The sequence below is a fragment of the Domibacillus sp. F004 genome (genome assembly GCF_057814295.1).
Window position 1 is genome coordinate 36401 of record NZ_JBVATB010000010.1, and the last position, 18168, is coordinate 54568.

Annotated in this window: 21 protein-coding genes, 1 rRNA gene and 2 other annotated features; all 22 genes read right to left on the bottom strand. The window is 42.0% G+C overall.

The window, feature by feature from the left end:
- Positions 1-71: 71 nt before the first annotated feature.
- The 22 genes from rplJ to rrf all read right to left on the bottom strand — a co-directional run bounded on the left by rplJ (position 72) and on the right by rrf (position 18158).
- Positions 72-572 (bottom strand): 50S ribosomal protein L10, encoded by a 501-nt coding sequence (gene rplJ, locus ACZYRN_RS17885; RefSeq protein ID WP_488912961.1) that lies wholly within the window; start codon positions 570-572, stop codon positions 72-74.
- 58 nt (positions 573-630) lie between these two features.
- Positions 631-774, bottom strand: a sequence feature (ribosomal protein L10 leader region).
- Positions 775-819: 45 nt separating this feature from the next.
- On the bottom strand, positions 820-1524 hold the full coding sequence (rplA, locus tag ACZYRN_RS17890; protein ID WP_488912962.1) for a 50S ribosomal protein L1: 705 nt from the start codon (positions 1522-1524) through the stop codon (positions 820-822).
- Positions 1525-1633: 109 nt separating this feature from the next.
- Entirely contained in the window at positions 1634-2059 is a 426-nt protein-coding gene (rplK, locus tag ACZYRN_RS17895) for a 50S ribosomal protein L11 (RefSeq protein WP_018395143.1), read from the bottom strand.
- A gap of 165 nt (positions 2060-2224) precedes the next feature.
- Positions 2225-2761: a transcription termination/antitermination protein NusG gene (gene nusG / locus ACZYRN_RS17900; RefSeq protein ID WP_488912963.1), complete on the bottom strand. Its 537-nt coding sequence runs from the start codon at positions 2759-2761 to the stop codon at positions 2225-2227.
- Positions 2762-2909: 148 nt separating this feature from the next.
- Positions 2910-3086 carry a preprotein translocase subunit SecE gene (secE, locus tag ACZYRN_RS17905; RefSeq protein WP_488912964.1) on the bottom strand — a complete coding sequence of 59 codons (177 nt, stop codon included), beginning with the start codon at positions 3084-3086 and terminating at the stop codon, positions 2910-2912.
- Between the two features lie 34 nt (positions 3087-3120).
- Entirely contained in the window at positions 3121-3264 is a 144-nt protein-coding gene (gene rpmG / locus ACZYRN_RS17910) for a 50S ribosomal protein L33 (protein WP_488912965.1), read from the bottom strand.
- A 63-nt stretch (positions 3265-3327) separates the two neighbouring features.
- Positions 3328-3945, bottom strand: a complete 618-nt coding sequence (sigH, locus tag ACZYRN_RS17915) for an RNA polymerase sporulation sigma factor SigH (protein ID WP_488912981.1) — start codon at positions 3943-3945, stop codon at positions 3328-3330.
- 97 nt (positions 3946-4042) lie between these two features.
- Positions 4043-4561, bottom strand: a complete 519-nt coding sequence (locus ACZYRN_RS17920) for an NYN domain-containing protein (RefSeq protein ID WP_488912966.1) — start codon at positions 4559-4561, stop codon at positions 4043-4045.
- Between the two features lie 2 nt (positions 4562-4563).
- Complete coding sequence (rlmB, locus tag ACZYRN_RS17925) at positions 4564-5313, bottom strand: 23S rRNA (guanosine(2251)-2'-O)-methyltransferase RlmB (protein ID WP_488912967.1); 750 nt, start codon at positions 5311-5313, stop codon at positions 4564-4566.
- Positions 5310-5735, bottom strand: coding sequence for a Mini-ribonuclease 3 (locus ACZYRN_RS17930; RefSeq protein ID WP_488912968.1), 426 nt, complete (start codon positions 5733-5735; stop codon positions 5310-5312). The genes rlmB and ACZYRN_RS17930 overlap by 4 nt, the downstream gene beginning before the upstream one ends.
- A complete protein-coding gene (cysS, locus tag ACZYRN_RS17935) occupies positions 5735-7132 on the bottom strand; it encodes a cysteine--tRNA ligase (RefSeq protein WP_488912969.1) in 1398 nt (465 codons plus the stop codon). Before cysS ends, ACZYRN_RS17930 begins: the two co-directional genes overlap by 1 nt.
- Positions 7123-7779: a serine O-acetyltransferase gene (gene cysE, locus ACZYRN_RS17940; RefSeq protein WP_488912970.1), complete on the bottom strand. Its 657-nt coding sequence runs from the start codon at positions 7777-7779 to the stop codon at positions 7123-7125. Before cysE ends, cysS begins: the two co-directional genes overlap by 10 nt.
- Positions 7780-7834: 55 nt before the next feature.
- Positions 7835-8059: a binding site (T-box leader), on the bottom strand.
- 33 nt (positions 8060-8092) lie between these two features.
- Positions 8093-9553 (bottom strand): glutamate--tRNA ligase, encoded by a 1461-nt coding sequence (gene gltX, locus ACZYRN_RS17945; RefSeq protein WP_488912971.1) that lies wholly within the window; start codon positions 9551-9553, stop codon positions 8093-8095.
- Between the two features lie 30 nt (positions 9554-9583).
- The gene (ispF, locus tag ACZYRN_RS17950) at positions 9584-10060 is read right to left on the bottom strand and encodes a 2-C-methyl-D-erythritol 2,4-cyclodiphosphate synthase (protein WP_488912972.1); all 477 of its coding nucleotides are present in this window, start codon (positions 10058-10060) and stop codon (positions 9584-9586) included.
- Positions 10061-10066: 6 nt separating this feature from the next.
- Complete coding sequence (ispD, locus tag ACZYRN_RS17955) at positions 10067-10762, bottom strand: 2-C-methyl-D-erythritol 4-phosphate cytidylyltransferase (RefSeq protein WP_488912973.1); 696 nt, start codon at positions 10760-10762, stop codon at positions 10067-10069.
- A gap of 26 nt (positions 10763-10788) precedes the next feature.
- Entirely contained in the window at positions 10789-11871 is a 1083-nt protein-coding gene (locus tag ACZYRN_RS17960; RefSeq protein ID WP_488912974.1) for a PIN/TRAM domain-containing protein, read from the bottom strand.
- 90 nt (positions 11872-11961) lie between these two features.
- Positions 11962-13332 (bottom strand): DNA repair protein RadA, encoded by a 1371-nt coding sequence (gene radA / locus ACZYRN_RS17965; protein WP_488912975.1) that lies wholly within the window; start codon positions 13330-13332, stop codon positions 11962-11964.
- Between the two features lie 60 nt (positions 13333-13392).
- Positions 13393-15831: an ATP-dependent protease ATP-binding subunit ClpC gene (clpC, locus tag ACZYRN_RS17970; protein ID WP_488912976.1), complete on the bottom strand. Its 2439-nt coding sequence runs from the start codon at positions 15829-15831 to the stop codon at positions 13393-13395.
- An 18-nt stretch (positions 15832-15849) separates the two neighbouring features.
- Entirely contained in the window at positions 15850-16905 is a 1056-nt protein-coding gene (mcsB, locus tag ACZYRN_RS17975) for a protein-arginine kinase McsB (protein ID WP_488912977.1), read from the bottom strand.
- Position 16906: 1 nt separating this feature from the next.
- Positions 16907-17440 (bottom strand): protein-arginine kinase activator protein McsA, encoded by a 534-nt coding sequence (mcsA, locus tag ACZYRN_RS17980; RefSeq protein WP_488912978.1) that lies wholly within the window; start codon positions 17438-17440, stop codon positions 16907-16909.
- 13 nt (positions 17441-17453) lie between these two features.
- Positions 17454-17915, bottom strand: a complete 462-nt coding sequence (locus tag ACZYRN_RS17985; RefSeq protein WP_488912979.1) for a CtsR family transcriptional regulator — start codon at positions 17913-17915, stop codon at positions 17454-17456.
- 127 nt (positions 17916-18042) lie between these two features.
- Positions 18043-18158, bottom strand: a 5S ribosomal RNA gene (gene rrf, locus ACZYRN_RS17990).
- Positions 18159-18168: the final 10 nt, after the last annotated feature.

Here is an 18168-nt window from a genome sequence, read left to right on the forward strand (position 1 = left end):
AAGCTGTCTATGCTAATGCCAGCCTTTTTACTCTTGTCACATCTAAACGTGGCCTCTTGTATTCTTTTAACTTACGCGCCTTGCTCTTCTTTTTGATCGGCCACTGCTTTCGCTGCAAGAGCGAAGTTGCGAACCGGTGCTTGAAGAACGCTGAGTACCATAGATAGAAGACCTTCACGCGAAGGAAGTTCTGCAAGTGCTTTAACTTCTTCAGCCGAAACAAAGTTGCCTTCAAGTACACCAGCTTTAATTTCAAGTGCTTCGTTTGTTTTCGCGAAATCATTTAAAATTTTAGCTGGAGCGACCACATCATCACTGCCGAATGCGATAGCATTAGGGCCTGTAAGGAACTCTTCAAGACCAGTAATACTTGCTGATTCAGCTGCACGGCGAGTCATTGAGTTTTTGTAAACTTTGAACTCAACGCCTGCATCGCGAAGCTGCTTACGAAGTTCCGTCACTTGAGCCACGGAAAGACCTCGATAGTCAACGATGATGGTCGATGGGCTGCTTTGAAGTTTTCCAGCAATTTCATCGACAATTGCTTGTTTTTTCTCAATAATGCTGCTCATCTGCTACACCTCCTGTAGAATTTGTACGGACGATTTTGTCCACAATTTAATACCGTCACGGGAAACGTAAAAACCTCCATGTCCCGTAAGACATGGAGGCACGAAAAGCGGACAAAATTGTCACACTATCTATTTCGCATGTCCTCGGCAGGATGTTTAAGCAATGTGCCCCTGCTGTCTACGGTACAAATGTACATATATGTTTACAACGAGATTTATTTTACTAAATAAATCGATTATTGTCAACTTAATTTTTTGTTTGAACTACTGATGAAGGATCGATTTTTACACCAGGACCCATTGTTGATGTAATAGATACGTTCTTCATGTAAACACCTTTTGCTGCTGAAGGCTTAACTTTCTGCATTGTATCAAAAATAGCCCCGAAGTTTTCAACTAATTTTTCATTGTCGAAAGATACTTTACCTACTGGAACATGAACATTACCGGCTTTATCAGCACGATATTCAACTTTACCAGCTTTGATTTCTTGAAGTGCTTTTTCAAGATCAAATGTAACCGTACCTGTTTTTGGATTCGGCATTAAACCTTTCGGTCCGAGTACCCGGCCAAGTTTACCAACTTCACCCATCATATCAGGTGTTGCAACGATTACATCAAATTCAAACCAGCCTTGCTGAATTTTTGTAATATACTCGCTGTCTCCAACATAGTCTGCACCTGCTGCTTCTGCTTCTTTCACCTTTTCACCTTTGGCAAATACAAGAACGCGTTGGGTTTTACCAGTTCCATTTGGAAGTACAAGCGCGCCACGAATTTGCTGATCTGCTTTTTTCGGATCAATGCCTAGACGAAATGCAGCTTCAACCGTTGCGTCAAATTTAACTGTACTTGTTTTCTTTACAAGTTCAATTGCTTCTTCTACTGAATATTGTTTTGTGCGGTCAACAAGTTTGGCCGCCTCCTGGAATTTCTTGCCATGTTTAGTCATGATTATTTCCTCCTTATGTGGTTTTAACGGATTTACCTCCCACGAATAAAGGTTGCGTGTGAAGTGATATCTTCTTCACATCGCAACCCCCCCAAAAACAGACAGCTAATTAATCTTCAATCACAATACCCATACTGCGAGCAGTTCCTTCAACCATACGCATAGCTGATTCAACATTAGCAGCATTTAAATCAGGCATTTTTGTTTCAGCAATTTCACGCACTTTATCACGTTTAACCGTTGCAACTTTATTGCGGTTTGGTTCTCCAGATCCTGATTCAATGCCGGCTGCTTTTTTAAGCAGAACAGCTGCAGGCGGAGTTTTTGTGATGAATGTAAATGAACGGTCTTCAAAAACCGAAATTTCAACCGGAATGATCAATCCTGCTTGATCTGCTGTGCGTGCATTGAATTCCTTACAGAATCCCATAATGTTAACACCAGCTTGACCGAGTGCCGGACCAACCGGCGGCGCAGGGTTTGCCTTACCTGCAGGAATTTGCAGTTTTACGACTTTAATAACTTTTTTAGCCACGAGACACACCTCCTTAAGTCCGTGATGTGGTACATGGGGCTTTGCCCCTCCCACTCTGTCTATCTTTATTTAAATAAAGACGATTATAAAATGAGTCTTCACAGTACTAGACGTACTGACCTAAGAAATAGTACCACTTTTCACAAAATATTTCAAGCCGTTTTTTTAGGTTAATTTGTTTACTTGATCAAAATCAAGTTCAACTGGTGTTTCACGACCAAACATATTAACATGTACTTTTAATTTCCCTTTGTCCTGATCAATCTCTTCAACTGTTCCTTCAAAATCTGCAAATGGACCTTCTTTTACAACCACCGTTTCACCCAGCTCAAATTCAGCATCACGGCGGCGTTCATCCATACCCATTTGCTTTAAGATCGATGTCACTTCATCCGGCAACAGAGCGGTTGGTTTAGAACCGTGGCCTGATGATCCGACAAATCCAGTTACCCCAGGTGTGTTTCGCACAACATACCATGAATCATCCGTCATCACAATTTCAACGAGTACATAGCCAGGGAATACTTTTCTCTTCGTCACTTTTGTTTTGCCGTTTTTAATATCTGTCTGTTCTTCTTCTGGTACGATCACACGGAAGATTTTATCTTGCATACCCATAGATTCAACACGTTTTTCAAGATTCGCTTTTACTTTATTCTCATACCCCGAATATGTGTGTACGACATACCAATTTTTTTCCATAGAAAGGGACTTTTGTCCTTCCCTCCTTTTCATTTAAAGCAAATGAAAAAACCCGTTTAACGGGTTTTTTCGTTTCTTTATGTGATTTCATTATAGCACGGAAAAACAATGTGTATTCAAATATTTTTCCAGAAAGCTTATCGCGATATTAGATTAGCCGGATAACCCATGAAATGCCTAGATCGACCACTGCAAAAAAGAGAGCAAGAAATATAACAGTTGCCACAACAGTAATTGTATACGTTGTTAACTCTTTCCTTTTCGGCCAGCTGACCTTGCCCATTTCAGAGCGCACGTTACGGAAAAATTGTGTAATGCGTGACATTTACTGAAAACCTCCAAAATGAAATGCGCCGGTGTTACTTCGCCTGTTTATGAACAGTATGCTTTTTGCAGACACCGCAAAATTTTTTTATTTCTAGGCGTTCGGTGACATTGCTAACAGTCGTCGAATAGTTTCGTGATCCGCAGTCTTTACATTCAAGCGGCACTTTTTTCGCCATTTAAACCACCTTACCATTTCAATTCTTAAAACGTACCATTAAAAGCCTTATTCCGTCAAGTTTTCATTCATTGCTCATCTCTTTAAATTCAAGATATCGCTCTAATTTCCGCTTGACGCGCTGCAATGCGTTATCAATCGATTTCACGTGACGGTTTAATTCTTCTGCTATTTCCTGGTACGAACGACCATCCAAATACAAGGCAAGCACTTGCCGTTCAAGATCGCTTAGCAATTCATTTACTTTTCCTTCTATGCTGGTAAATTGTTCGCGGTTAATCATTAATTCTTCTGGGTCTGTTACCTTAACCCCAGTTAGCACATCCATTAGCGTACGTTCTGACTCTTCATCATAAATAGGTTTATCGAGGGAAATATAAGAATTGAGCGGAATATGTTTTTGTCGCGTAGCAGTTTTAATGGCCGTAATAATTTGCCGGGTAATACATAACTCTGCAAACGCTTTAAATGTACTGAGCTTGTCCCCTTTATAATCACGAACCGCTTTGTACAAACCAATCATGCCTTCTTGTACAATATCTTCTTTGTCCGCACCAATTAAAAAATAAGAGCGTGCTTTTGCTTTAACAAAGTTCCGATACTTATGAATTAAATAATCGAGGGCATCGCTGTTGCCGTTGTGTACAAGTTCCACTAACTGCTCATCGTTCAGCGAATCCATCGTCACACTTATACTTATCGAACGGTTCAAGCTTATACATCCCCCTCCGCTTGTCAAGCATAGTCAGGAATATTATACAGTACGCTTTTTTTATACGTCAATCATTCATTTTACCGCCGCGGCGCCACATCTCAAAAATTTCTGTTTGCTCCTTGCTGAGCGGTATGCGTGCCTGTGGCTTGTAACGGCTAATCTTATCCATTTTTTTCCCGATTGACTTTTGCATCATGTTCAGTTCTGTTAAAAGTTCACGTGCCGATATGCGGAGAGCCCCTTGCCCGAATACAGCCCACTGCTCTGTATAGTCGGACGTGGCAACACTCACTTGATCGCGAATATTATTAAGCTCAATGGCCAGCTTTTCAATTCGTTCATCTGCAGTTTCATTTTCCCGAGTGAAAATGACTTCCACTTTTGAATTATGATACTTTTTTTCTGTCCCTTTAACAAAATGAGCATCGAAGACAACAATAACACGGCAGCCGTGTACCCCTTGATATTCTGCCATCAGTTCAACAAGGCGATCACGGGCACCGGCAAAGTCCGTATCTTTTAATTGGCGTAGTTCCGGCCAAGCACCAATCATGTTATAACCGTCTACGAGTAAGATATCCATCGTTACGTTCCCAATGGATGACGCTTCCGATACACTTCATACATGAGGAGAGAAGCGGCAACAGATGCATTCAGTGATGTAACATGTCCGCTCATCGGCAGTTGAATTAAAAAATCGCATTTCTCTTTTACGAGACGGCTAACACCTCGGCCTTCACTGCCGATGACAAGACAAAGCGGCATCGTGCCATCAAACCGTCGGTAATCTTCCGCACCGGCAGCATCTGTTCCCGCAATCCATATCCCTCGCTCTTTCAACTCTTCCATTGTTCGGACTAAATTTGTGACGCGGACAACAGGGATATATTCAATTGCACCGGTTGAAGCTTTCGCTGCTGTTGCCGTTAAGCCTACTGATCGGCGTTTTGGAATAATAATCCCATGTGCGCCGACTGCATCAGCTGTTCTCATAATCGAGCCGAGATTATGCGGGTCTTCTAGTTCATCAAGCAACAGAAAAAAAGGTGGTTCATCGCTTTCGTTTGCTTTCGCAAACAAATCATCAATTTCTGCATATTGGTATGCTGCAACAGATGCTGCAACACCTTGGTGATTTTCGGGAACAACTTGTTCAATTTTTCTTTTCGGCACGAGCTGCACCGGAATACCTGCTTCTTTTGCTTTGTTTAAAATTTGCTGCATCGAGCCTTTTTGAGCTCCTTCTTGCACCCATAACTTATTAATATCGCGGCCCGACCGTAATGCTTCTAGTACAGGGTTTCGGCCAGCGATCCATTCTTGTTCCTGCGTCATGCGTTCGCACTCCCTTTTTCATCGCTGTCGTTTAAAATGTTGTAAATCACTTCTTCCATCCGCTCAAGCTGACCAGTTAAAAATAAAAATCCGATTAATGCTTCAAAAGCTGTACTATGATTGTACGTCTGTATATCGGTATTTTTCGGTACATGTCCGGACTTTGCATTACGACCGCGTTTCACAATGGTCACTTCTGCTTCTGTTAAAAAATTACTTTCACGTAAACGATGAAGCTGTGCTGATTGTGCTTTAGCAGAGACGTAGCGTGTCGAAGCACGATGAAGATCATTTGGCTTCACACGGCCCGACTCCAGCAAAAATTTCCGTACATATACTTCATACACCGCATCACCCATATATGCAAGCGCCAGCCCATTCAGTTGCTGTGCCTCTTTTAATGGTTTCCTCAATTGTTTCATTATCCTCGTCTCCAACGGATGCCCTGCGCTGTATCTTCCAAAATAATGTTTAACTCTTTTAATTGTTCTCGAATTTCATCGGCACGCGCAAAGTTACGGTCTTTCCGAGCCTGGGTGCGTTGTTCGATCAAATCTTCAATCTCTTCATCAAGAAGCTGCTCGCTTTGAATGGAAAGACCGAGCACAGAAAGCATATCAGTATATTTGGACAAAAAAGAATCGATGACTGTTGTAGACGTATGCGATTCAAGCAAGTACAGATTTGCGTCTTTCGATAGGTCAAATAAAACGGAAATCGCATTCGCTGTATTAAAGTCGTCGTCCATTTCAGCGAGAAAGCGGTCATGGTGAGTTTGGATTCTTTCAAGCCATTGATCGTCATTTTCTGTTAAATTGGTGCTGGACTGTTTACGATGTTTTACATTTTCATATGCAGTCTTTATCCGTTCTAATGAAGCAGCGGCACTGTCAAGTAACTCTTTATTGTAGTTTATTGGATGACGATACTGAACCGATAACATGAAAAAACGCAGTACTTTCGGATCGATCTCTTTAATAATGTCATGAACAAGTACAAAATTCCCAAGTGATTTTGACATTTTCTCATTATCTATATTGATATAGCCATTATGAAGCCAATAGCGGGCAAACGGTTTGCCTGTCAATGCTTCCGACTGAGCAATTTCATTTTCATGATGCGGAAAAGCCAAATCTTGTCCTCCAGCATGGATGTCAATCGAATCCCCGAGATATTTGCGGGCCATCGCTGAGCATTCAATATGCCAGCCTGGTCGTCCGGCCCCCCATGGACTTTCCCATGATACCTCACCTTCCTTCGCTGTTTTCCATAAAACAAAGTCAAGGGCATCGTCCTTCTTTTCGCCGGCCCCAATTCGAGCGCCCACTTTCAACTCATCAATTGATTGATGTGACAATTTACCATAGCCGTCAAATCGGCGTGTACGATAATATACATCACCGCCTGATTCATAAGCAAATCCTTTTTGAACGAGCTGTTCAATAAATTCAATAATTAACTCAATGTTTTCGGTTACGCGCGGGTGAGTGTCTGCTTTTTGGCACCCTAATGCCTGTGTATCTTCAAAGTAAGCTTTAATAAACCGGTCTGCAATAACAGGCACTTCTTCACCTAGTTCATTGGCAGCGTGAATTAATTTATCATCCACATCTGTAAAGTTGGAGACGTAATGCACATCATATCCGCGGTATTGCAGGTAGCGGCGGACTGTATCAAACACAATAGCTGGGCGTGCATTACCAATATGAATATAATTGTATACTGTCGGACCGCATACATACATTTTCACTTTTCCCTCTTCAATCGGGATAAATTCTTCTTTTTTTCGTGTAAGAGTGTTATACATCATCACGGGCATCGCTCGTAATCCCCTTTCCTCGTTTCATCCAATTCTTTTTTCAAGCGGGCAATTTCCTTTTCCATGCTCTGCAAGCGGTCTGCCACTGGATCCGGAAGATTGCGGTGATTTAAATCCTTTTCTACTTTCCGTCCATTTTGGACAACAATACGGCCTGGGATACCGACAACTGTCGAATTTGGCGGCACATCTTTCAGCACAACAGAACCAGCACCAATTCTCGCGTCTTCCCCAACAGTGATCGAACCGAGTACTTTTGCACCTGTGGCTATCAAAGCACCGTCTTTTACCGTTGGATGACGCTTTCCTTTTTCTTTTCCAGTTCCACCGAGTGTCACCCCTTGATAAAGTGTCACGTTATCCCCAATTTCACATGTTTCACCAATGACAACACCCATACCATGATCAATAAACAGTCTGCGTCCAATACGGGCACCTGGATGAATTTCAATCCCTGTAAAGAAACGGCTAATTTGCGAAATAACCCGGGCAATAAAATAAAATTTACGCTTATAAAAACCGTGTGCAAGACGGTGAGACCATATTGCGTGCAAACCTGAATACGTTAAAATGACTTCTAGATAGCTTCGTGCGGCAGGATCTTGTTCAAAGATGATATCAACATCTTCTTTTAGCACTTTAAACAATTTTGCCCCTCCTCTTAAAATAACAATTCCAGACATACAAAAAACGCCTCTGAAAGACAGAGACGTATGAAAACGCGGTTCCACTCTGTTTGAAAAACAGCATAGCCATTTTCCCAACTTTACTTGTTAACGGGTTAGACCCGCCGCCGCTTACTCATATGTTCAGCGGCGGACTCAGAGGGGCACTTCTGCAGACAGACAGGCCTAAACCGCTCTCAGCCAGGTGACGGTTCTCTCTGAAAGGCATCTGTTGCATACTTTTCCTCTTCAACGTTTTTTTGTATATATACTCTATTATATACGGACCTTTCGTTTAATCAAGAACGGCATTTAGCCTTTTTAAAATTTTTTCTTTTCCGAGCAGTTCAATTGCCTTTGGCAAATCCGGTCCATGTGTTTGGCCGGTTACTGCTGCACGAATCGGCATGAAAAGTTTTTTTCCTTTATAGCCTGTTTCTTTTTGAACGTCTTTCATTGCTCTTTTCACCTCATCTGCTTCAAATGGTTCAAGTGCTGACACCTTTTCAGCAAATAAACGAAGCACTTCCGGCACCTGCTCTTCAGAAAGTACTTCTTTCGCCTCGTCTTCATACGAAACGCTTTCTTTGAAAAACAAATCAGATAGTTGAACAATTTCTGCACCGAAGCTCATTTTTTCTTGATACAGCGCAATCAAACTTGTTACCCATTCTTCTTGTTCTGGAGACAGCTCTTTTCCAATCAACCCCTCTTTAATAAGATGGGGCCGTGCTAGTTCAACCACACGCTCAATTGATTGTTCTTTCATGTACTGATTGTTCATCCAAAGAAGCTTTTGCTTATCAAAAAAGGCTGGTGATTTTGAAAGTCGGGCTGCATCAAAACCGTTAATAATTTGTTCTTTCGTAAAGATTTCTTCTTCCTCTTTTGGCGACCAGCCTAACAATGTAATAAAATTCAAAAGAGCTTCTGGTAAATAGCCAAGCTCCTTGTATTGTTCAATAAACTGAATAATTGATTCGTCACGCTTGCTTAGCTTTTTCCGGTTTTCGTTAACTATTAATGTCATATGACCGAAAACAGGCGGTTCAAAGCCCAGTGATTTGTAAATTAAAAGTTGTTTTGGGGTATTAGAAATGTGATCATCTCCACGCAGAACGTGTGTCATTTTCATTAAATGATCGTCGATGGCGACGGCAAAATTGTATGTTGGTGTCCCATCTTGCTTGACAATGACAAAATCGCCTCCAATGCCATCTGAATCAAATGAGACGTGCCCTTTCACCATATCGTCAAAGGCTATCGTTTCCTCTTCAGGAACTAGGAACCGAATGCTTGGATGTCTGCCCTCGGCTTCGAGTACTGTTTTCTCTTCTTTCGTCAGATGCCGGCATCTCCCCGAATATCCAGCAATTTCATTACGCTCTTGCTGCGCTTCCCGCTCCGCTTCAAGTTCTTCTGTTGTGCAGTAGCATTTATATGCTTTTCCCTCTTCTAACAGCTGCTCGTAATATTTTTTGTATAAATCATTACGTTCTGACTGGCGATATGGACCATAATCGCCACCTTCGTCCGGGCCTTCATCCCAATCAATGCCAAGCCATTTTAAATATTGAAGCTGGCTTTCTTCTCCACCTTCAATATTCCGCTTTTGATCTGTGTCCTCAATACGAATAATAAATTTCCCACCAAGGTTACGTGCATATAAATAATTAAAAAGTGCTGTCCGTGCGTTACCAATATGAAGATGTCCAGTTGGACTCGGCGCATACCGAACTCGTACTTCATTTGTCATAATTATGTACCCTCCAATGCTGTTTTATGCTTAGTTTTTTAGTAAAAGGACGGTAGCTTGTGATGCAATACCCTCTCCACGTCCCGGAAATCCGAGCTTTTCGGTGGTCGTTGCTTTCACATTTACCTGACTTGCATCCGCTTCTAATAGTTCCGCAATACGCCTCTGCATATCGCCAATGTATGGAGCCATTTTTGGCTTTTGTGCAATGATCGTGCAGTCAATGTTACCGAGTTTATAGCCTTTTTCTTTTACTATCTCCCATACGTGTTCAAGCAACTTTGCTGAATCGGCATCTTTAAAGGCTTCATCTGTGTCTGGAAAGTGGCGGCCAATGTCGCCTTCTCCCACGGCACCAAGACATGCATCTGCCACTGTATGTAAAAGCACATCCGCATCCGAATGACCAATCAGCCCTTTTTCATATGGAATCGTAACACCACCTATAATAAGCGGGCGTCCTTCTGTTAGTTGATGAACATCAAATCCTTGTCCAATTCGAAACATAAATGATTACACCTGACTTTCGTTTCTTTTCGCAATAATCGCCCGGGCAAAATATAAATCCTCCGGTGTCGTCAATTTAATATTATCATAATCGCTTTCAACAATTTGAACCGGGTAGCCGGTTCGTTCGACAAGCGACGACTCATCTGTGCCAAGAAGCTGTTCTTCTTGCGCTTTTTGCTGTGCAGACACTAAAACAGCCGTCCGGAATGCCTGCGGTGTCTGAACCGACCATAAATTAGACCGATCAACTGTCTGTAACACCGTTTCACCTTCCGCTTGTTTAATTGTATCCTTTACCGGAACTGCTGCAATCGCTGCCCCTGTATTGCTTGCACTTTCAACGAGTCTTTTAATTGTTTCTAGCGTGATAAATGGTCTCGCACCATCATGAACGAGCACGATGTCTGTTTCCGGCGGAAGCATTTTTAAGCCGCTATATACACTATGCTGACGTTCCTGGCCGCCTGCCGCCAATGCGTATACTTTTTGTATATTATATGCCAAAAGAAGCTGCTCAAATTCGAATCGCTCGTCTGGATCAATAGACAACACAATTCCTTCACATGAAGGATCTGCTTCAAATACAGCAAGCGTATGAATAATAACAGGCTTTCCTTCGAGTTCGAGCAGTAATTTATTGCGGCCGGCCTTCATGCGTTTTCCTTTTCCGGCAGCCGGAATCACGACAAAGTAGTTCATTCGTTCATACCCTTTCCTTTTTACCCTTATGCATGTTTTGGTTTTGCAAAAATCATCCGTCCAGCAGATGTTTGTAAAACGCTCGTGACAACGACATCGATTTGTTTTCCAATAAAGTCACGGCCGTCTTCTACAACGATCATCGTGCCATCATCGAGATAAGCAACGCCCTGGCGTTGTTCTTTTCCATCTTTAATGACAAGCACATGCATTTCTTCTCCTGGAATGACTACTGGCTTTACTGCGTTTGCAAGATCGTTAATATTTAACACTGGTACTTTTTGAAATTCACAAACTTTGTTTAAATTGAAATCGTTTGTAACGACAATACCCCCAATGTCTTTTGCGAGTTTAACAAGTTTGGAATCTACTTCATGAACGTCTTCATAATCTTTTTCAGTCATTTCAACATCAATTGGGATTTCCTTTTGCATTCGGTTCAAAATATCAAGCCCGCGGCGTCCTTTCGTTCTCTTTAGAGTATCAGATGAATCAGCAATATGCTGTAATTCTTCGAGAACAAATTGGGGAATGACAATGGTACCGTCTAAAAACCCCGTATCGCAAATATCAGCAATCCGACCGTCAATAATCACACTCGTATCCAAAATTTTAAAAGACTTAGGCGGGAGTATAGGCAATACTTCTTCAGACTGGACCTCTTTTCGTTTCAGCCCTCTATTGGATGAAAAAAATGAGGTTAATTCATCACGGCGTTTAAAACCAAATTGAATACCGAGATAACCAAGAGCAATTGTTAGAAGGATCGGTACAACAGTATTGACAATTGGCAATTCAAGCCGTGCGAGCGGAATACCAACTAAAATAGCAACAAGCAAACCAAGTACTAGACCAAGACCACCCATTAAAATATCCGTAAGCGGTGCATTAACAATGCGGTCTTCAATCCATTTAATAAATTCCACAATATAATCCACTGCCCAAAACGTCAGCAAATAAAAAATTAGCGCACCTAAGAATGCAGTGATGTAGGGATTATTAATAATTGGATAATCAAAATGAAAATAATGGAATAAGTCCGAAATGAGAAATATGCCAAGCGTAGCACCTAAAATGATGAATCCACCCTGTACAAGGCGCTTTAACATGTTTATTTCACCTCCCTATTCTTTTTATTATAAACACGTTTGGAGCCCCGCGCTATTATTACGCAACTGAAACGCATTTAGTTCCATTTTTTATTTTTGAAAAATGATTTTTAATGCTTCATTAACCGTCGATACACCGACAATTTCTAAGCCAGTTGGAACTTTCCATCCGCCAATATTATTTGCCGGGATGACAAGGCGCGTAAAACCTAATTTTGCCGCTTCGTTTACACGCTGTTCAATACGCGATACACGACGTACTTCACCCGTCAGTCCAACTTCACCGATTACACAATCAGTAGCACCGGTCGGTTCGTCACGGAAGCTTGAAGCAATACTGACGGCAATGGCAAGGTCGATCGCCGGCTCATCCAACTTTACACCACCCGCTACCTTTAAATACGCATCTTGATTTTGTAACAGTAATCCGACCCGTTTTTCAAGAACAGCCATAATCAGTGTTACCCGGTTATGATCCATTCCTGTTGCCATTCGTCTCGGATTGCCAAATACAGTCGGAGCAATAAGCGCTTGTATTTCAACAAGTACAGGCCTTGTCCCTTCCATCGATGCGACAACTGTAGAACCCGATGTCCCCTGAGTCCTTTCTTCAAGAAAAATTTCCGAAGGATTTGCCACTTCTTCTAGACCGATCTCTTTCATTTCAAAAATACCCATCTCATTCGTGGAACCGAACCGGTTTTTTACCGCTCGCAAAATACGGTATGTATGATGGCGTTCTCCTTCAAAGTACAACACTGTATCCACCATGTGCTCGAGTAAACGAGGCCCGGCAATCGAGCCTTCTTTCGTCACATGACCAACGATAAAAATGGCAATACCATTCATTTTTGCAATTCGCATCAGTTCAGCAGTACATTCACGCACTTGTGAGACACTTCCAGGTGCCGATGTCACTTCTGGATGATGAATCGTTTGAATGGAATCAATAATGACAAACTCTGGCTTCATTTCTTCAATCGCTGAATGAATAAGCTGCAAGTTTGTTTCTGCATATATATACAGACTTTCATTATTTATGTTCATTCTCGACGCACGCATTTTCGTCTGTTTCACCGACTCTTCACCTGAGATATACAATACATTGCTCCCTTTGGATGAAAGTTGAGAAGAAACTTGCAAAAGAAGTGTCGACTTTCCTATTCCTGGATCACCCCCAATTAAGACAAGCGAACCTGGAACGACACCACCGCCGAGCACACGGTTAAATTCTTTCAATCCTGTTTCAACGCGCGGTTCCTGTGCAGTCTCCACATCAATGAGACGCGATGGTTTAGCCATCATTGTCTCTGTGTGCATAAATGTCCGTTTCGGTGTCCCCGTAATTGCCGTTTCTTCCACCATCTGATTCCACTCGCCGCAGCCGGGGCATTTCCCCATCCATTTTGCAGATTCATATCCGCATGAACCACAAACGAACTTCGTTTTCTTTTTAGCCAAAATAAGTTTCTCCTTTCAAATGAAAAACAGCGGGTCTATATAGACCCGCTGCATAAAAATTTACAACACGGAGCCGGCTGCTGTGCGAACCATGAATTCGCCTTTTTCATCAACGTCGACTGTCACCTGCTGGCCTGTTAAGACATTGCCTTTTAGTAACTCTTCTGAAAGCCGGTCTTCTACTTGTTTTTGTAGTGCTCGGCGCAACGGACGTGCACCATACTCTGGATCGTATCCTTCATCAGCAATTTTTTCTTTTGCCTTCTCTGTCAATTCAACGATAATATCCTGTTCTTTCAATCGCTTCGTCAACTGATCTGCCATCAATGTCACAATTTCTTTCAAATGTTTCTTTTCAAGTGCGTGGAAGACAATAATTTCATCGATACGGTTTAGAAACTCCGGACGGAAAGCGCGTTTTAGTTCCTCCATCACTTTTCCTTTCATATCTTTAAAATCTTGCGTCGCGTCTTGAATGTTAAAGCCCACATATTTATTTGTTTTCAATGACTGCGCACCGACATTAGATGTCATAATAATGACCGTATTACGGAAATCAACTGTGCGGCCTTTCGAATCGGTTAAGCGGCCGTCCTCAAGAACTTGAAGTAAAATATTGAACACATCCGGATGTGCTTTTTCAATTTCATCAAGTAAGACGACTGAATACGGCTTGCGGCGAATTTTTTCCGTTAACTGACCGCCTTCTTCATACCCCACATAGCCTGGAGGCGAACCGACAAGACGTGATGTCGAATGCTTCTCCATGTACTCAGACATATCAATACGGATCATCGCATCTTCATCGCCAAACATCGATTCAGCGAGTGATTTAGCGAGTTCTGTTTTCCCGACACCTGTTGGACCGAGGAAAATAAACGAACCAATCGGACGCTTCGGATCTTTCAAGCCTGCACGTGCGCGGCGAACGGCTTTCGAAATCGACGTAACCGCTTCTTCCTGACCGATTAAACGAGAGTGAAGAATGTCTTCCAAATTCAACAGGCGATCTGTTTCCGTCTGCGCCAATTTAGAAACGGGAATCCCTGTCCAGCTCGATACGACCATCGCGATATCTTCCATCGTTACTTCGCTGTTTTCCGTTCCCTGCTTTTCTTTCCAGCTGTTTTTCGTCTGCTCGAGCTCTTCACGCAATTTTTGCTCTGCATCGCGTAAAGAAGCTGCTTTTTCAAATTCTTGACCTTGAACGGCCGAATCTTTTTCATTTTTGAGTGCCTCAAGCCTTACCTCAAGTTCTTTCAAGTTAGGAGGCGTTGTAAATGAACGAAGACGAACCTTTGAACCTGCTTCATCAATTAAATCAATTGCTTTATCCGGTAAGAATCGGTCGGAAATGTAACGATCCGACATTTTCACTGCTGCGTCAATTGCTTCATCAAGAATCGCAACACGATGATGTGCTTCATAACGGTCACGCAATCCATTTAAAATTTGAATGGATTCATCAATTGTCGGCTCATCCACTTGAATCGGCTGGAATCGGCGCTCAAGGGCTGCATCTTTCTCAATATACTTCCGGTATTCATCGAGCGTTGTTGCACCAATACACTGCAATTCTCCCCGTGCAAGAGATGGTTTCAAAATGTTCGATGCATCAATCGCCCCTTCTGCACCCCCTGCACCAATTAATGTATGCAACTCATCAATGAACAAAATAATGTTGCCTGCTTGGCGAATTTCATCCATCACTTTTTTCAAACGATCTTCAAATTCTCCACGGTATTTTGTTCCTGCAACAACTGTCCCCATATCAAGCGTCATTACACGTTTACCACGCAGCGTTTCCGGCACTTCATTATTAATAATTTGTTGGGCAAGTCCTTCTGCAATAGCTGTTTTACCAACACCCGGTTCACCAATCAAGACTGGATTATTTTTCGTTCGGCGACTTAGGACTTCAATGACACGTTGAATTTCTTTGCCGCGTCCAATAACCGGATCAAGACTCCCTTCACGAGCAATAACAGTTAAATCACGTGCTAGACCATCTAGTGTTGGCGTACTTACATTCGACGCCTGACCACCTTGCGAACCGCCTGATTCACTGCTTCCAAGTAGTTGAAGTACTTGCTGACGAGCCTTATTTAAGCTCACGCCGAGATTTCCAAGTACACGTGCAGCTACACCTTCCCCTTCACGGATCAAACCAAGCAAAATGTGCTCTGTACCTACGTAAGAATGGCCAAGTTTACGAGCTTCATCCATTGACAGCTCAATTACTTTTTTCGCACGCGGCGTATAATGAACCGTTTTTGAAGCTCCATCTCCCTTTCCAATTAACTCCTCTACTTCTTCCTGAATTTTTTCAGCACTGAGACCTAAACCATAAAGGGCTTTCGCTGCAATGCCTTCTCCTTCACGAACGAGACCAAGTAAAATATGTTCCGTACCAATATTGCCATGACCTAGTCGGATGGCTTCTTCCTGTGCCAGTGCCAATACTTTTTGAGCTCTCTCCGTAAAACGACCAAACATCATATTCATTTCCCCCTTATATTAATTAGTTTCTTCCATCGTTAAGCGTTCTCTTATGAGGGCCGCCCGCCGGATATCGCGCTCTTCCGCCCGCAGTGGGCCACCCGCATATTGCTGTAAAAAACCAGGCTGCATTAATATCATTAATTCATTTAAAATACTTTTGGATATATGTTGAATATACCCTAAATCAATCCCTAATCTAACATCAGATAAACATTGAAATGCTTCTTTCGTTTCAATCATGCGGCAATTCGATAAAACGCCAAACGATCTGAAAATACGATCTTCTAGTTGAATATGAGAGGTCTTCACTAACGCCTCGCGTGCTGATTGTTCTCTCGTCATCAATTCATGCACAACACTGCCTAAATCATTAATAATATCCGCTTCCGATTTGCCAAGTGTTAACTGATTTGAAATTTGAAAGATGTTTCCTAAAGCTTCGCTACCTTCCCCATAAATTCCTCTAACAACTAGACCGAGCTGACTAATCGCTGGGATAATTCGGTTCATTTGTCGGGTCAGTACAAGTCCTGGCAAATGAATCATTACCGATGCTCGAAGACCCGTTCCAACATTTGTTGGACAGGCTGTTAAATATCCTCTTTTTTCATCGAATGCGTATTGAATACTTTCTTCAATGATGTCATCAATCTGATTTGCTTGATCTAGTGTCTCCTTTAGCTGTAAACCGGATGAAAGACACTGAATCCGAAGATGATCTTCTTCATTTACCATAATACTGATGTCTTCCTGCTCTGAAATAAGTGCTGCACCATATAGTGAAGATTCTGCCAAAAGAGGGCTAATCAAATGTTTTTCAACTAGTACTCTTTTTTGAAGCGGTGATAGCTCCTCCATCTTGAGCAGTTCAAGAGACAATTTTTTGGCAGTAGCTATGTTTATTTGTTCCACAATCTGTTTTGCATCATCAAACTGAAAAACAGTTGAAAAGCATACATCGCTAAAATTGCGGGCAAGCCTTACACGTGTACTAAGTACAACATCAGAATACGGCCCACCCCCGCTCATCCAGGAACTCGTCTGCTGATTAATAAAGCGTTCCAACGACATATTACACCCCATCCCCTTCACCTGACAACTTATGCTCTACAGCTCTTATTTGATCACGAACATCTGCCGCTTGTTCAAAATGCTCATTAGTAATCATTTCATTCAATTTTTCACGCAGCAGTTGCAACTCTTTTTGCAAATGGAGTGCGCCGCCCATTCTTTTTGGTATTTTCCCTTGATGTCTAGTATTACCACCATGAAGGCGTTTTAAAATAGGCGTAAGCTTGGAATCAAACGTCGTATAACACTGTGCACAACCAAATTTGCCGGTTTGTAAAAATTGCTGAAACGTCATATGGCATTTCTCACATTGTGCATCTTCATGATGAGACGTAGCATTAGATGAAAAAAGAGGTTCCGAACTAAATAATCCACTAAGCAAATTATTAAGAGAAAATGCAGGATGTCCGCCAAATAAATATTCTCCCTTTTCATGGGCACACTTCTCACAAAAATAGACTTCTGTTTTTTCTCCATTTACGGTTTTCGTAAATTGAAGCGCCGCTGGCCGTTCATGACATTCTTGACAGATCAAATTTTTCACCGCCCTACTGATATTTAAGAGATAAAAGAAATGATTTCATCATACGCGCTCGTAGTTCATCACGATCAGGTAATTCAATGTGCAACACGGAGCGGTTCATAACATTTATCATTAATTTCGCCTCGCGTGTGGAAATTACCTCTTCTTCTAGAAGACGATAAATAAAATGTTCTCCATTGGATTGAGACAATCGCGTTCCAACTAGTGCTAAGAGTTGATCAATTAAATCACTTTGTTCTCTCACGGTTACTTTTATAATACGTATATATCCACCACCACCTCGTTTACTTTCAACAAGATAACCTCGTTCTATGGTGAAACGTGTGTTAATAACGTAATTGATTTGAGAAGGAACACACTGGAACTTTTCTGCAATTTCGTTTCTTTTAATTTCAACGATTTCGCTTTCGCTATGCTCGAGTACTTGTTTCAAATACTGTTCAATAATATCAGAAACGTTTCTCATTCTGTTCCCCACCTTGACTTTGACTATATTTGATGATAATTATAAGGGCAATAGCTTGGTCATTGCAATTTATTTGCTTATTTTATATGCAAAAAAGACAACTTATGAACACAAGTTGTCTTAACATGCCAGGCGGCGTCCTGCTCTCACAGGGGGAAACCCCCAACTACCATCGGCGCTGAAGAGCTTAACTGCCGTGTTCGGGATGGGAACGGGTGTGACCTCTTCGCTAATGCCACCTGACTATGAAATT

Excerpts from the sequence above, each read along its gene's own strand:
- rplJ (WP_488912961.1), bottom strand. The coding sequence starts at position 572 with ATGAGCAGCATTATTGAGAAAAAACAAGCAATTGTCGATGAAATTGCT.
- rplA (WP_488912962.1), bottom strand. The coding sequence starts at position 1,524 with ATGACTAAACATGGCAAGAAATTCCAGGAGGCGGCCAAACTTGTTGAC.
- nusG (WP_488912963.1), bottom strand. The coding sequence starts at position 2,761 with ATGGAAAAAAATTGGTATGTCGTACACACATATTCGGGGTATGAGAAT.
- secE (WP_488912964.1), bottom strand. The coding sequence starts at position 3,086 with ATGTCACGCATTACACAATTTTTCCGTAACGTGCGCTCTGAAATGGGC.
- rpmG (WP_488912965.1), bottom strand. The coding sequence starts at position 3,264 with ATGGCGAAAAAAGTGCCGCTTGAATGTAAAGACTGCGGATCACGAAAC.
- sigH (WP_488912981.1), bottom strand. The coding sequence starts at position 3,945 with ATGGATTCGCTGAACGATGAGCAGTTAGTGGAACTTGTACACAACGGC.
- ACZYRN_RS17920 (WP_488912966.1), bottom strand. The coding sequence starts at position 4,561 with ATGGATATCTTACTCGTAGACGGTTATAACATGATTGGTGCTTGGCCG.
- rlmB (WP_488912967.1), bottom strand. The coding sequence starts at position 5,313 with ATGACGCAGGAACAAGAATGGATCGCTGGCCGAAACCCTGTACTAGAA.
- ACZYRN_RS17930 (WP_488912968.1), bottom strand. The coding sequence starts at position 5,735 with ATGAAACAATTGAGGAAACCATTAAAAGAGGCACAGCAACTGAATGGG.
- cysS (WP_488912969.1), bottom strand. The coding sequence starts at position 7,132 with ATGCCCGTGATGATGTATAACACTCTTACACGAAAAAAAGAAGAATTT.
- gltX (WP_488912971.1), bottom strand. The coding sequence starts at position 9,553 with ATGACAAATGAAGTACGAGTTCGGTATGCGCCGAGTCCAACTGGACAT.
- ispF (WP_488912972.1), bottom strand. The coding sequence starts at position 10,060 with ATGTTTCGAATTGGACAAGGATTTGATGTTCATCAACTAACAGAAGGA.
- ispD (WP_488912973.1), bottom strand. The coding sequence starts at position 10,762 with ATGAACTACTTTGTCGTGATTCCGGCTGCCGGAAAAGGAAAACGCATG.
- ACZYRN_RS17960 (WP_488912974.1), bottom strand. The coding sequence starts at position 11,871 with ATGTTAAAGCGCCTTGTACAGGGTGGATTCATCATTTTAGGTGCTACG.
- clpC (WP_488912976.1), bottom strand. The coding sequence starts at position 15,831 with ATGATGTTTGGTCGTTTTACGGAGAGAGCTCAAAAAGTATTGGCACTG.
- mcsB (WP_488912977.1), bottom strand. The coding sequence starts at position 16,905 with ATGTCGTTGGAACGCTTTATTAATCAGCAGACGAGTTCCTGGATGAGC.
- ACZYRN_RS17985 (WP_488912979.1), bottom strand. The coding sequence starts at position 17,915 with ATGAGAAACGTTTCTGATATTATTGAACAGTATTTGAAACAAGTACTC.